Annotated in this window: 11 protein-coding genes and 1 tRNA gene; 4 read left to right on the forward strand and 8 right to left on the reverse strand. The window is 66.8% G+C overall.

The window, feature by feature from the left end:
- The 6 genes from A8G08_RS27720 to argS form a co-directional block, all read right to left on the reverse strand.
- Positions 1-695: Rho termination factor N-terminal domain-containing protein (locus tag A8G08_RS27720; RefSeq protein WP_187344460.1), on the reverse strand; the 695-nt coding region annotated here is incomplete at its 3' end.
- A gap of 435 nt (positions 696-1,130) precedes the next feature.
- Positions 1,131-2,060 (reverse strand): homoserine kinase, encoded by a 930-nt coding sequence (thrB, locus tag A8G08_RS10705; RefSeq protein WP_068273565.1) that lies wholly within the window; start codon positions 2,058-2,060, stop codon positions 1,131-1,133.
- Between the two features lie 17 nt (positions 2,061-2,077).
- Positions 2,078-3,154: a threonine synthase gene (thrC, locus tag A8G08_RS10710; RefSeq protein WP_068273566.1), complete on the reverse strand. Its 1,077-nt coding sequence runs from the start codon at positions 3,152-3,154 to the stop codon at positions 2,078-2,080.
- Entirely contained in the window at positions 3,151-4,476 is a 1,326-nt protein-coding gene (locus A8G08_RS10715) for a homoserine dehydrogenase (RefSeq protein WP_084436096.1), read from the reverse strand. The genes thrC and A8G08_RS10715 overlap by 4 nt, the downstream gene beginning before the upstream one ends.
- Entirely contained in the window at positions 4,473-5,894 is a 1,422-nt protein-coding gene (gene lysA, locus A8G08_RS10720; protein WP_068273568.1) for a diaminopimelate decarboxylase, read from the reverse strand. The genes A8G08_RS10715 and lysA overlap by 4 nt, the downstream gene beginning before the upstream one ends.
- Positions 5,891-7,543: an arginine--tRNA ligase gene (gene argS / locus A8G08_RS10725; RefSeq protein WP_068273569.1), complete on the reverse strand. Its 1,653-nt coding sequence runs from the start codon at positions 7,541-7,543 to the stop codon at positions 5,891-5,893. The genes lysA and argS overlap by 4 nt, the downstream gene beginning before the upstream one ends.
- A 221-nt stretch (positions 7,544-7,764) precedes the next feature.
- Between argS and A8G08_RS10730 the strand changes: the two genes are divergently transcribed.
- The 3 genes from A8G08_RS10730 to A8G08_RS10740 all read left to right on the forward strand — a co-directional run bounded on the left by A8G08_RS10730 (position 7,765) and on the right by A8G08_RS10740 (position 9,683).
- On the forward strand, positions 7,765-8,661 hold the full coding sequence (locus tag A8G08_RS10730; protein WP_068273572.1) for a thioredoxin-like domain-containing protein: 897 nt from the start codon (positions 7,765-7,767) through the stop codon (positions 8,659-8,661).
- Between the two features lie 59 nt (positions 8,662-8,720).
- Entirely contained in the window at positions 8,721-9,512 is a 792-nt protein-coding gene (locus A8G08_RS10735; protein ID WP_068273574.1) for a DUF305 domain-containing protein, read from the forward strand.
- Between the two features lie 98 nt (positions 9,513-9,610).
- Positions 9,611-9,683, forward strand: a tRNA-Arg gene (locus tag A8G08_RS10740).
- A gap of 74 nt (positions 9,684-9,757) precedes the next feature.
- On the opposite strand, the gene A8G08_RS10745 is transcribed toward A8G08_RS10740, so the two are convergent.
- Positions 9,758-11,944 carry a molybdopterin-containing oxidoreductase family protein gene (locus A8G08_RS10745; protein WP_068273576.1) on the reverse strand — a complete coding sequence of 729 codons (2,187 nt, stop codon included), beginning with the start codon at positions 11,942-11,944 and terminating at the stop codon, positions 9,758-9,760.
- Between the two features lie 94 nt (positions 11,945-12,038).
- Positions 12,039-13,025 carry an alpha/beta fold hydrolase gene (locus tag A8G08_RS10750; RefSeq protein WP_068273582.1) on the reverse strand — a complete coding sequence of 329 codons (987 nt, stop codon included), beginning with the start codon at positions 13,023-13,025 and terminating at the stop codon, positions 12,039-12,041.
- A gap of 135 nt (positions 13,026-13,160) precedes the next feature.
- On the opposite strand from A8G08_RS10750, the gene A8G08_RS10755 reads away from it, so the two are divergent.
- Positions 13,161-14,108 carry an NAD(P)-dependent alcohol dehydrogenase gene (locus tag A8G08_RS10755; RefSeq protein WP_068273578.1) on the forward strand — a complete coding sequence of 316 codons (948 nt, stop codon included), beginning with the start codon at positions 13,161-13,163 and terminating at the stop codon, positions 14,106-14,108.
- Positions 14,109-14,361: the final 253 nt, after the last annotated feature.

Raw genomic sequence — 14,361 nt, forward strand, 5'->3', positions numbered from 1 at the left:
TGGTTGCGCTCACCGGAGCCTTCGCCCTGGTTGCGGTCCCGGCGACGCTCGCCCTGGTTGCGGTCACCACGATCGCCGCGGTCACCACGATCGCCGCGGTCACCACGATCCTGGCGTTCGCCGCGCTGGGGCTGTCCGTTCTGCTCGGATGCACCCTCGGTACGGGTGTCCGCGGCGCTCCGGTCGTTCTCGAAACGCTCGTCCTGGCGACCGGCTGACTCGTCGGTGTCGGACTGCTGGCCGGCGGGCTGGCCCGCCTCACGGGTGGCGCCACGTCGCCCACGGCGGCGCTGTCCACGATCGTCGGCGGCTTCGCCGGCATCGCCGGATTTGCCCGCAGGGGCCTCGGTCTCGGTCGGAGCGGCGGTCCGCTCCTCGGTGCTGGTTGCGGCAGCAGCAGGCTGCTGCGCGGTGCTGGTTGCGGCAGCGACCGGCGCAGACGCGCGGCCACCACCGGACTGCTGCGCATTGATCGCGGCGATCAGATCGCCCTTGCGCATGCCGGAAATACCCTTGATGCCGAGTTGTGCGGCGAGGGATCGCAGTTCGGGCAGCTTTGTCGCGGACAACCCGCCACCCGCCTCGGCCGACGACCCGCGCCCGGTATTCGTCTGTGAAGAATCGCTCGCCTGGCTCACCGAGGAATCGGCCTCAGAGGTGGCGACAGGCGTCGCGAGCAGGTCCGTATCGGTCACGGAGATCCTTTCCTTCCCTCGCTCACCTTGTGCAAAGTCGAGGGGTCGTTCCGCCTTCCAGCTCATGTACTGGAATCGGATGTGCCGCACCTGTGGGTGCCAGTCGACCGGTTCTGTCTGCCACCTCGAAAGGGGGGTGGGAGAAGGTCACGCCATCAGCACGAGCACCCCGAATGATCGGTATCCGAACAGTCAGAAGATTGGTGCTTGCGAATTTGAACCGACGTCTGAAGCGCACGATGTGCGGACGCGTTTCACTTTAGCCCCATTCGTGAACGTCGGCAAGGATCGCCCCGGCGCGGCGCGTCGACGGTCGTTATCCACAGGGCGGCAGGCACGCCGCCCCGCGGCTCCGACAATTCCGACAAAACACCAGGTCAACCGCAGCAACGGCTGGGGCATTTCAGTGCCCGCGACACCAATCGAGATACGACGTCAGCCGACTGCGACGCCGTCTGCCAGCGGCAGGTCGAGCACCGTGAAGCCGTCATCGACCGCACTCGTGCGCAACTCGTCCGAAAGCGGCGAGGACACCAACGCAAGAACGGTCGGGCCGGCACCGGACACCATCGCCGCGACCCCCTCGGCACGGAGGCGCGCGATCAGGTTCGTTGTCGCAGGCAGCGCGGGCGCCCGCTGCGCCTGGTGCAACCGGTCCTCGGTCGCGGGCAACAGCAAGTCCGGGCGCTCCGTCAACGCAACAACTGCCAACGCCGCGCGACTCACGTTGAATGCCGCGTCCGCATGCGGAACGACCTGCGGCAACAGTCCGCGGGTATGGGCGGTGGATGATCGCTCGTCGGGAACGAATACCACCGCTTGAATCGACGGATGCGCCTGGAGCCGCACCGCCTGGAAGCGGCGGCTTCCGGTCTGCTCGCCCTCCTCGGTCCACGAGACAACCGCTCCACCCAGCACGCTTGCGGCGGCGTTGTCCGGATGTCCCTCGAACTCGGACGCGAGCTGGACGAGCTGGTCGAGGCTCAACGTCATCGACGGGTCGAACTTCGCGGCCAACCCGTTCGCCGCGGCAAGCCCACCGACCGCGGCAGACGCCGACGATCCGAGGCCGCGGGAATGCGGAATAGCGTTGCGGCACACCACGTCGAGGCCGTCGGCCCAGAGGCCGGCCGACTCGAGGCCACGCTCGACAGCGCGCACTACTAGATGCGACGGCCCCCACGGCACATCGTCGGCACCCTCCCCCTCGACGCGGATCGTCAGACCCGAGTCCGTGGTGGTCACCGAGATCTCGTCGTACAACGCGAGCGCGAGGCCGAGGCTGTCGAACCCGGCACCCAGGTTTGCACTCGACGCCGGCACCCGTGCGGTCACGGTGATGCCGGTAGGCAAAGTTTGCGTCATCGATCCCCCCGGCGCTGTCACGCCAGTTCGAGCGCGGACGCCACTGCCACCGGGTCAACCGGAATCGGTTGCACCGCAGGCATACCCGACAGGGCTGTGTCGGGATCCTTCAATCCGTTCCCGGTGACCGTGCACACCACGGTGAGCCCGGAGTCGAGCCAGCCCTCGGCACGCGCAGCGAGCAGGCCGGCCACGCTGGCAGCCGAAGCAGGTTCGACGAAAACGCCTTCGGTTGCCGCGATCAGGCGGTACGCCTCGAGAATCTTCTCGTCGGTGGCGGCACGGAACGCACCACCGGACTCCTCCTTGGCCGCGACCGCGCTGTTCCACGAGGCCGGAGCACCGATCCGGATGGCCGTGGCGATGGTCTCGGGGTTCTTCACCGGCTCGCCGTGCACCAGTGGCGCCGCACCCGCGGCCTGCACGCCGAGCATGCGCGGCTTCACCTTGGTGAGGTGGTCGTTGTAGTACTCGCTGTAGCCCCGCCAGTACGCGGTGATGTTGCCGGCGTTGCCAACCGGCAGCGCGTGCACATCGGGCGCCTTGCCGAGCGCATCACAGATCTCGAACGCGGCGGTCTTCTGACCCTCGATGCGCACCGGGTTCACCGAGTTGACCAGACCGATGGTCGGGAACTCGGCGGTGGTCTTCCGGGCCAGTTCGAGGCAGTCGTCGAAGTTGCCTTCGACCTGAATGATCTTGGCGCCGTGCATAACCGCCTGCGCGAGCTTGCCCATCGCGATCTTGCCCTGTGGGATCAGTACCGCACAGGTCATGCCCGCACGCGTGGCGTACGCGGCAGCGGACGCGGAGGTGTTACCGGTGGACGCGCACAGCACCGCACGCTGGCCGCGGGCCCGCGCGTCGGTGACCGCCATCGTCATGCCACGGTCCTTGAACGAGCCGGTCGGGTTGAGGCCCTCGACCTTGAGGTACACGTCGCAGCCGGTCAGTTCGGACAAGTGGGTGGCCGGCACCAGAGGCGTGCCGCCCTCGTAGAGCGTCACCGGATCCCAGTCCGGTCCGATCGCGAGCCGATCGCGGTACGCCTCAATCAGACCCGGCCAGGGCTGATGCACGGGAGCGGTGATCATTCTTCGGTGCCTTCCAATCGCAGAACGCTGTTCACAGCAATGACGAAATCCAATTCCGACAGCGCCGCAACGGTTTCCGTGAGCGCTGAGTCGGTGGCCAGGTGGGTGAGGACGAGCAACCGGGCTCCGTCGCCTGCGCCTTCCTGGCGCACCGTGGAGATACTCACATCCCGAGAGGCGAACTCGGCGGCCACGCCGGACAGGACGCCCGGGCGGTCGGCGACGTGCAGGTTCACCAGGTAGCGGGTCGGGGTGTCCCCCATCGGCGCGATCGGCAGCTTCGCGTAGGTGGACTCACCCGGACCGCGGCCGCCATAGAACTTGTTGCGGCTGGCCATAACCAGATCGCCCATCACCGCGGACGCGGTCGGAGCGCCACCGGCACCCTGTCCGTAGAACATCAGCCGGCCCGCGTTGGCCGCTTCGACGACCACCGCGTTGAACGCGCCGTTGACCGTCGCGAGCGGATGCTCGCGCTGAACGAGCGCGGGGTATACGCGAACCGAAATGCGTTCCTTGCCCTCGGGATCGGTAACCCGCTCGCACAGCGCGAGCAGCTTTACCGTGCACCCCAGCGCACTCGCGATGGCCAAGTCGTCGGCAGTGACCTTGCTGATGCCCTCGCGGTACACGTCCGCCGCGGTCACCCGTGTGTGGAAGGCCAGCGAGGCGAGGATGGCCGCCTTCGCGGCCGCGTCGAAGCCCTCGACGTCGGCAGTCGGGTCGGCCTCGGCATAGCCGAGCCGCGTTGCCTCGGCGAGCATCTCGGAGTAGTTGGCACCGGTCTCGTCCATCGCGGACAGGATGAAGTTGGTGGTGCCGTTGACGATTCCGATGACCCGGTCCACCCGGTCACCGGCCAGCGACTGCATCAGTGGGCGCACCACAGGAATCGCACCTGCGACGGCGGCCTCGAAGTACAGGTCGGCGCGGCTGCGCTCGGCGGCCTCGGCGAGTTCGCCCGTGTAGTCGGCAAGCAGCGCCTTGTTCGCGGTCACCACCGACTTGCCCGCATTCAGCGCGGCGAGGATGAGGGCCCGTGGCGGATCGATTCCGCCGATCACCTCGACCACGATGTCGACGTCCTCGCGTGCGACGAGCGCTTCCGCGTCGGTCGTGACGAGATCGGCGGGGAGCCCGCGGTCCTTATCGAGGTTGCGCACAGCGACGCCGCGCAGCACCACCGGCGCGCCGACGCGAGAATGCAGGTCGTCGGCGTGATCGCGCAGGATCCGCACTACCTCCGTGCCCACATTGCCCATGCCGAGGACGGCGACGCCGATCGGTCGTTCGACGTCGAAAGTACGGTTCGCTGTGGTCACTCGGTTACCTCCAGGCTAAGCAGATCGTTGACGGTCTCTCTACGCAGAATCAGGCGCGCTTTTCCATCCCGAACCGCAACCACCGCGGGACGCGGCAGCAGGTTGTATCGGCTCGACATCGAGTAGCAGTACGCGCCCGTTGCCGCGACGGCAATCAGATCGCCGGGCCCCACATCAGCCGGCAGCCACGTATCACGAATGACGATATCTCCACTCTCGCAATGCTTTCCGACGATTCGCGCGACCACCGGCTCAGCGTCGGTGTCGCGCGACATCAGCGCGCAGTGGTACTCGGCCTGGTACAGCGAGGTGCGGATGTTGTCACTCATACCGCCGTCGACGCTCACGTAACGCCGCGTGGTGTTCGTTCCGAGCCGCACATCCTTGACGGTGCCGACCTCGTAGAGGGTGACCGTGCCCGGACCGGCGATGGCGCGGCCCGGTTCGACCGCCAGTGTCGGCGTCGGCAGGCCGGCCTGCGCCGACTCGTCGGCCACGATTTTGCGGAGTGCCGCCGCCAGCTCCGCGACCGGCGGCGGGTTGTCACTGGGCACATAGGAAATACCGAGACCGCCGCCGAGATCGACCAACGACACCTGCGCGGTCTTGTCGATGCCGAACTCGGCAACGAGCTCGCCAAGCAGGCCGATCACACGATGCGCGGCGATCTCGAAGCCGTCGACCTCGAAAATCTGCGAGCCGATATGACTGTGCAGACCGACCATGCGCAGATGCTCGGTCTCGAAGACGCGACGAACCGCGGTCATCGCGTCGCCACCGGCGAGCGAGAAGCCGAACTTCTGGTCCTCGTGCGCGGTGGAGATGAACTCGTGGGTGTGCGCCTCGACGCCGACCGTGACTCGCACAAGCACGTCCTGGACGACACCCGCGGCAGCAGCGATCTTGTCCAGCCGCTCGATCTCGATCAAGGAGTCGAGCACGACGTGGCCGATTCCGGCCTGCACTGCAGCCTCGAGCTCGGCGACCGACTTGTTGTTGCCGTGCAGGGCAATTCGCTCGGCCGGGAATCCGGCGTGGAGCGCGATGGCCAGTTCGCCGGCGGAGCAGACATCGAGGTAAAGACCCTCGTCAGCCACCCAGCGAGCAATCTCGCTGCACAGGAACGCCTTCGACGCGTAGTGCACATGCGCGGACGCACCGAACGCGGCGACCATTTCGCGGCAGCGGAAGCGGAAATCGTCCTCGTCCAGGACGAACAGCGGCGTGCCGTACTTCTCGGCGAGGTCGGTCACCGGCACACCGCCGAAGCTGACCACACCGTCGTCACCGCGAGTTGCACCGCGCGGCCAGACGTGTTCGTGCAGGTACGTCATTTCACTTGCAGTACTCGGCTTTTCGGGCAGCGTAGGTGCGTGCGCCGCTTCCGCGTGCCGTGGCCCGGCCGGATGCGCGCTCACATCTGCTCCGGTGCGGTCACGCCGAGCAGACCCAGGCCGTTGCCGAGAACCTGGCGGGTTGCCTCGCATAGCGCGAGCCGCGCCGTGTGCAGGTCGCCTGCCTCCTCGTCGCCCTGCGGTAGCACCCGGTCGGCGCCGTAGAAGCGGTGGTACGCGCCGGCGAGTTCCTCGAGGTAGCGCGCAATGCGGTGCGGCTCACGCAGTTCCGCGGCGCTCGCCACGACCCGCGGGTACTCCCCGATCGTCCGGATCAGCTCACCGGCGTGCTCGGTGGTGAGCAGGTCGAGCTTCGGATCCGCAGCGGTCACGCCGAGATCGGCGGCATTGCGTGCGAGCGAGCAGAGCCGGGCGTGCGCGTATTGCACGTAGTAGACCGGGTTTTCGTTGCTCTGGCTGGCCCACAGCGCGAGGTCGATATCGATGCTGGAGTTCACCGAGCTGCGCACCAGGGCGTAGCGGGCCGCGTCGACGCCGATCGCGTCCACGAGGTCTTCGAGAGTGATCACCGTGCCGGCGCGCTTGCTCATCTTGACTGGCACACCGTCGCGCACCAGGTTCACCATCTGCCCGATCAGCACCTCGACCCGTGCCGGGTCGTCGCCGGTAGCTGCGGCAATCGCCTTGAGCCGGCCGATGTAGCCGTGGTGGTCGGCGCCGAGCATATAGATGCACAGGTCGAATCCCCGCGCCCGCTTGTCCTGGAAGTAGGCGATGTCACCTGCGACGTAGGCCGAGTTGCCGTCGCTCTTGATGACGACTCGGTCCTGGTCGTCGCCGTAGGCGCTGGTCTTCAGCCACCAGGCGCCATCCTTCTCGTACAGGTCATTCGACGATTTCAGCGCCTCGACGGCACGGTCCACCGCGCCGGAGGAGAACAGCGCGCTCTCGTTGTAGTACACGTCGAATTCGGTGCCGAACTCGTTCAGCGACTTCTTGATCTGGGAGAACATCAGCTCGACACCGGCAGAGCGGAACAGTTCGAGACGCTCGGCGTCGGACTTGTTCACCGCATCCGGGTGCGCGGCGGTGACCGCGGAGGCGATGTCGTTGATGTAGGCGCCCGCGTAGCCGTCCTCCGGGGTCGGCTCGCCGGTGGCGGCGGCGATCAACGACCGGGCGAAGCGGTCGATCTGTGCGCCGTGGTCGTTGAAGTAGTACTCGCGGGTGACGTCCGCGCCGCTGGCCGAGAGGACGCGGCCGAGCGCGTCGCCGACCGACGCCCACCTGGTGCCACCGAGATGAATGGGGCCGGTGGGGTTGGCGGAAACGAACTCGAGATTGATCTTCGTGCCTGCCAGAGCGTCGGAGTTGCCGTACCGCTCCCCCTCAGCGATCACCTTCGCCACGATCGCGCCCTGCGCCGACGCGGCGAGGCGGATGTTCAGGAAGCCCGGACCTGCGATGTCGGCCGCTGCCACACCGTCGGTGGCCGTCAGCGCGTCGGCCAGCCAGCCGGCCAGCTCGCGGGGATTGGCGCCCGCCTTCTTCCCGATCTGCATCGCGATATTCGACGCGTAGTCGCCGTGCTCAGGGTTGCGCGGACGCTCAACCTTGAGTTCCCCGGGTAGCACGGAGGGGTCCAGGCCATGTTCGGCCAGCACTTTCGCGGCGGTGCCGCGAAGAAGTTCGGCGAGATCAGCAGGAGTCACGAGTCCTTATCCTATGGTCTGGCCGGGCCGGCCCCTTACCCGGACCGCCCGCGACCTGCGCGGACAGTGTTGCACGCGACACGTGCCCAGCGGCAGTGTTCAGGTTGCCCTCAGCATCGGTACGTAAAGTAGGGTCGCCCACCGGGTGGAACGCACAGGCGTGTGCCGGTGCGCGCCGCCCGGACCATACGCATGTCCCATGGCGAAAGAGCAGACGATCGATGCCCAACCGACCGGATAATCGCTCCTCAGGCAAGAGCACAGGCGCGAAATCGGCCAAAGCGATCAAAGCGGCATCCAAGAAGAACCCCGGCGCCGGTAAGAAGATGGCCGGGAGCCGCGAGATTCCTTGGCTCACGATTGGCGCCGTCGTTGCCGTGCTGGCACTGATCGGCGTGTTGGCCTACAACCTCGTACCCAAGTACCAGGAGCAGGCCGAGGCGGAGAAGTACACGCCGAGCGAGAGCAACCAGGATCCGTCGTCGGATATCGACGGCGTGGTGAAGATCGACTACCCGGCCGCACTGCACGTCAATGCCAACCAGCGCGTCGCCTACGACCAGTCGCCGCCCTTCGGCGGACCGCACGACGCCGTCTGGGCCACCTGCACGGGCGTGGTCTACCCGGAGGCGATCCGCACCGAGAACGCCGTGCACGCGCTCGAGCATGGCGCCATTTGGATCACCTACAACCCCGACAAGGTGTCCTCCGCGGATATCGACGCCCTCGCGGCGAAGGTCGATGGCGAGCCGTACAGCCTGATGTCGCCCTACCCGGGCCTCGACACGGCGGTCTCGGTGCAGTCGTGGGGCCACCAACTGAAGGTGGACAGCGCCGACGACAAGCGCATCGGCCACTTCATCGCGGCGATGCGGCAGAACAAGTACGCCTACCCGGAGGTCGGCGCCAGCTGCTCGACCATCCCGGGTTCGTTCGACCCGGCCAGCCCGCCGCCGTTCGATCCCACCGCGCCCGGACCGGATGCGGTGCCGATGAGCGGTGAGGGGCTCGCCCAGGATCCGAGCGAGATGCCCGGCAGCCTGCCGGGCGGACTGCCCCCGGGACTCGGCGACCTGCCGAGCGACCTTGGCGGGGTCCCGGCCCAGCCGACGCCGTAGCCCGCTCGCGTGGGCCTGCCCTGCTGCAGGCCCACGCATTTTCATCCGGAGGGACTCCCATGACCGACGCGACGCCCGAACCTGCCGACGCTGGGGCTGAGGAAACTCCTCCGGCGAAGCGCAGCCAGCGCACGGCGCTGAGCGTGCTCGCGCTGGTCGCCGCTGTCGCCATCGGCGTCGCGCTCGGGTTCCTGCTGAAGCTCCCGCTCGGCGACGACACGGTTGCCGTGCCGGACACCGACAGCGTGGATGTCGGCTTCGCACAGGACATGACGGTGCATCACAGCCAGGCCGTCGAGATGGCGACGATCGCGCTCACCCAGTCGCAGGACCCGGCGGTGCGCAACCTCGCCTACGACATCCTCACCACGCAGCAGAACCAGATCGGCCAGATGCAGGGCTGGCTGGCGCTGTGGGACAAGCCGTCGCTCCCGAGCGGTGGCGAGTACATGGCGTGGATGTCGCAGGCCGACGGACACGATCACGAGCACACTCATGCGGCGACCGAAGGCGCGACGCACGACGAGTCGATGCCGGCCGAGGCACACGATGGGGCCACCGAGGGCGCACATGACGAGGGCACCGCACCGAAGATGCCCGGAATGGCGACAAGCGCTGAGATCGCGGCCCTGCGACAAGCCACTGGGACCGCCCTCGATGTGCAGTTCCTTCAGCTGATGCTTCGTCACCACGAGGGCGGCCTGCCGATGATGGAGACCGCCGTCGGACACGGTGAAACCGCAGTGGTGCGCGACCTCGCGGACACCATGGTCAAGACCCAGACCAGCGAGTCCGAGCTGATGACGCAGATGCTCCTGCAGCGCGGCGCGCAACCCCTGCCGATGAACTGAGCGGCGGCCCGAATCGGGCGAGTCGCGATTTGGGTGCCGTACAAAGCATGCGATAGGCTGGCGCCCGCCCAACTGGCACACCGGATTTCTTCCGGTGGGCCCCCGTAGCTCAGGGGATAGAGCGTCTGCCTCCGGAGCAGAAGGCCGCAGGTTCGAATCCTGCCGGGGGCACTCAATCACTACAGCCCCGCATTACCGCCGCATTGAGCGGTATTTCGCCAGGGCGAATCTCCGCCGAGAAGTCCTCAGACGGGAACACGCTCGATCTGGACGTAAACGTCCGAGAGTGCAGAGGTCTGGGACAGCGGGTCGATCGCTGCGGAGTCCACAAGCAGATTGCGATTCGCACCGTAGGACTCTGGGTCATGCTGTCCGCTTGGATCGAATATTCGTGATCCCCAACCGTGGTCGACAATGACCATGCCTCGGCGCGGGCGGTCGCTGAGCATGGCGGGCAGCTCGATGGTGGCCGTCGGCGAGCAAACCCGAACCCGGTCGCCGGTGGTGATGCCCAACTCGGCCGCATCGGCGTGGTGCATGACAACCTCGTTCGTCCTGCCGGATTGGTGTAGGCCGGGTAATTCGTTGAGCCAGGAGTTCATTGAGTGTCGCCTGCGCTGGTTGCCGAGTACGAACGGGTACCGCTCGGGTGCGCTCGACGGCACCTGCGCAAGCAATTCTCTGGTGCGCACGAGAAATTCCGGCGGCGCGAGCCGGATTCGCTTGTCGGGAGTGCGGAGCGCATCGCGAAAGTGGCCGTATTCGCGCGGGCCGAGTATCAGCCCGTGCGGGTGTGCGCGCAAGGTTCGCCAAGTGAGCCTGCGCCCGTTGATCTTTCGCGACGTCGCGACCATGAGGCGATTGATCCAGTGCGGCCCGAACGCGAGTCCGGGCCGACCGAAGACGCGCGCGATCGCGCGAGTGGCGCGGACGAACCCGTTGGTCCCGCGCACACCAAATAGCGGCGCCTTCATGGCGAGTGCGAGGTCGACGAATATCGCCCATTCCTCGCGGGCCTGCTGCGGCGGATCCACCACGGCCTCGCCGTACTGGGCGAACGGCTGATCGTTCAGGCCACTGGTCAGCGCCGGGAGGTCGTCTCGCTCGAGCCAGTGCACCGCAGGTAGCAGCCAGTGGGCGTGACGATGACTCTCGCGCTGGACGAAGTCGATGACCACGAGCAGGTCGAGATCCGCGAACGCGGCATCGAGGGCCGCGCCGTCCGGGCCCGACACCACTGGATTGCCGCAGTTGATCAGCATGGCGCGGATCTGGCCGGGACCGGGCGTGGTGATCTCGGCGGGAAGTTCGGCCAGCGCATGGGCACCCGCGACTAGCCCGCGTCCCGCAATCCGGCTGGTATGCGAGGGAGAGCCGGCCAGATCAACGAGGCGCAGACTGTCGACATAGCCTCGTTCGAACCGGCGCCCGCCGGGCCGGTCCATGCGACCGGTGATCACATTGAGCACCTGACCCAGCCATTCGGCGACGGTCCCGGCAGCATGCAGCGACAACCCGGTTCTGGTGACCACCATCGCGCGCGGTGCGCGGGCGAAATCGCGCGCGACATCGATGATTCGCTCGACCGGGATGTCGCAGCGCGTCGCGAGATCGTCCAGATCCACATCGGCGACGAGCGCCTGCAACTCGGGCAGCTGCGTGACCAGGTCGGCGCAATCGCCGCGGTGATACAGGCCCTCATCGAGCACGACCTTCACCATCGCCAGCAGCAGGGCCCAATCCTGTCCGGGCCGCACCGCCAAATGCAGATCGGACTTGGCGGCAGATTCGGTACGCACCGGATCCACGACCACGATGGTCGCCCCATCCTTTTGCCGTTGCAGCGCCCGTGCCCACCCGCCCGGCGCGGACTCGACCCAATTCCATGCGCTCACAGCGGGATTCGCACCGACGATAAAGAAGTAATCGCAATTGTCGATGTCCGAAGTCAGCACCATGAGCATGGACCCGTACATGGCGTCGGCCACTACGTGCACAGCGTTCTGGTCGACTGACCCCACCGCGTACCTGTTATGGGTGCCGACGCCGTCGAGCCAGCCGTTCAGGAACATCAGATTCGACGAAGAGAACCCAGCCGGATTTCCGTAGTAGGCACCTACCGCGTCGGGTCCGCCCGCCTCGATGGCGGAACGCATTCGCGCGGCTATGTCCGTGATCGCCTCCTCCCAGCTCGCCTCCACATAGGTCTGGCCAACCTTCTTCATCGGGGCGGTGATACGGCGCGGGTGTTCGATGAGGCGGTTGGCCGTACGTCCTTTGCCACAGAAATCGCGGTACGTGTGTGGGTTCTGTTTGTCGGGAAAGATCGTGGTGACTCGATTTCCCTCGACGGTCACCTTCAGTCCGCACGCGGCCGGGCAATAGCGGCAGAACGTGTAGGCGACATGCCGTTTCTCGGCCCCAGAATTCAATCGACGCCCCGTCCGGCTCTATCTTCAATCCCCGATCCCGGCCCATGTTCTCCCGGAGCGGGCCGACTGTCTAGAGTGCGCACACCAGATGAGGTCATCGTGAACTCGTCGGCGTCGCCTCTCGGACCTGGTCGAGAACGTCGCGGATTGCCTCGACGACAAGCGCCGGCGAGTAGAGATAGATGTCGTGCCCGCTGTCGGTATCAGCGATGCGCTCGGCTCCGAGTGCGGTCGACTGCCGATCCAAGGCGGTTTGCCAGTCCGTGAACGTCACCTGTTCGCCCTGCGTGGCTTCGGGAGGCAACAGATCGGTGCGCCACGGCTTGTCGGCCGACATGACCACAGCGGGCACGTTCGGCATGGGCTCCGTCGCGTTGATCCGCTGGAACGCGTCGATGAGCTCGACGCCTTCGCGCGACTGGGGAGAAGTCGCTGCGTTCGTGGCGTCCCAGGTCGCCAGTTTGCCCGGGCTCACGACGTCTGCCATGAGTTCGGTGACGGTATCGACCATCACCAGGCCGCCGATTGTCTGCGGGGACTGGCGGGCAAAAAGCGTCGCAATCAAACCGCCGTACGAGTGTGCGACCAAGACATAGGGTCCGGATTCTCCAAGGGTGCTCAACATCGCGTGCAGGTCGGCAACGTCCAGATCAAGGGTGTGCGGCTGTGATCTGGGTGTGGTCAGGTCGGCCCCGTCGATCCGGACGTCGGGCCGGTCGTAGGTACACACTCGGGTGAATCCGGCAACGGACGGGAACACGGCGTCATCGCTTCGCTGCAGTTGTCCCATCCCCCACGGCAGGTCATCGCCGGGGGCAGCATGCGCCGGATCGTCGGGAGCCAACACTTGCAGCCAGTCCTCGGCGCCGTTGCCCTTGCCTGCGATGAGGACCACCGTCGGCGAACCCTCTCCCCGACACTCCACGAAGACGCTGCGACCGTCACCCACATCGACGGTGCCGGCGAAATCGGATGCGGCCGTGTCCGACGTACTGCACGACGCCAGGACCAGGGTGAGGAGACACATCACGACCGCCATCGGCCGGTAGGTCACCCGGCTGACCACTCGGCGAGCTGCCATCGGCGATCCCTTGTTGAGACGGTGCAAAGCTGACCGGACATCGACGCCCCCGCCATGGCAGATATTAGCCGTCTGTGACCTGCGCAAACCCCGATTCCGGCGACCTGCCCGGCTCCCCAGCTATCGTCGGGATCCATGAGGGCCGTCGTCTACGACACCTACGGGCCACCGGACGTGCTGCGAGTCGAGGACGTCCCGGTTCCTTCACCGGGCGCCGGGCAGGTGCGGATCAAGGTCGCGGCGACGTCGCTCAACCTCAGCGACTGGGAATGCCTCCGGGGCCGCCCCGCGTACGCCCGATTGGGTGGTTGGCGCAGTCCGGCAATTCGGACGCTCGGCTCGGACATCGCCGGAGTGGTCGACGAGGTGGGTCCGGGCGTCACCGGATTCCAGCCCGGCGATGAGGTCTTCTGCGACAACCTGAACCTCAAGGGCGGGTTTGCTGAGTACGCCATCGCGGCGGAGAAGTCCCTGGCCCGGAAGCCATCCGCGCTGACGTTCGCCGAAGCCTCGACAATCCCGCAAGCTGGCGCGATCGCGCTCCAGGGCACCCGTGGCGCTGGCCCCGGGCGGCGCGTCCTGATCAACGGTGGTGGCGGCGGCTCCGGTTCGTTCGCGATCCAGCTCGCGAAACAGGCCGGTGCCCACGTGACCGCGGTCGACAACGCCGGCAAGCTCGATTTCATGCGTTCGGTCGGCGCGGACGAGGTGATCGACTACCGCACTGAGGATTTCACCCGCGCTCGCTACGACCTGATACTCGATCTGGTCGCGTCCCGTTCGGTATTCGCCTACCACCGCGCACTGCTGCCCGGCGGTCGCTACTACTGCGTCGGAGGATCGGTCCCCACCCTGCTGCGGGTACTCATAGCCGGATTTGTTGTCGGCCGGACCACCGGCCGACGCATCAGTGTGCTGGCAGTGCGGCTTGGGCCGGCCCACTTCGAGCCTCTCGCCGAACTGTGCGCGGCGGGCGAAGTCGCGATCAACGTCGAACGCAAGTATGGGCTCGACCAGGTCGCCGAAGCCCTTGCCCACGTCGGTGCCGGTCACGCACTCGGGAAGGTTGTAGTCACTCCCTGAGCCGCACGGGCGGGATCCTCGGCGACGCGGTCGAAAACTATCCGGGTCCGTCGACGCGAAAGCCGTATGGTCGAGCGTGCGGTCGCCGGATGGCCCGCGATGCTGCCGGACTTCGTTGGACGGGGATGCGTATGACGGTCGCTGACACTGTGGCTCCGCTGGTTCACGCGGCGCTGGGTGACGAGGTTCCGTTCACTATCAGATGCTGGGACGGGAGCGTGGCCGGCCCCACGGACGCGCCCTGGCAATTGAC

Source organism: Aldersonia kunmingensis (assembly GCF_001646865.1).
Classification (GTDB): domain Bacteria; phylum Actinomycetota; class Actinomycetes; order Mycobacteriales; family Mycobacteriaceae; genus Aldersonia; species Aldersonia kunmingensis.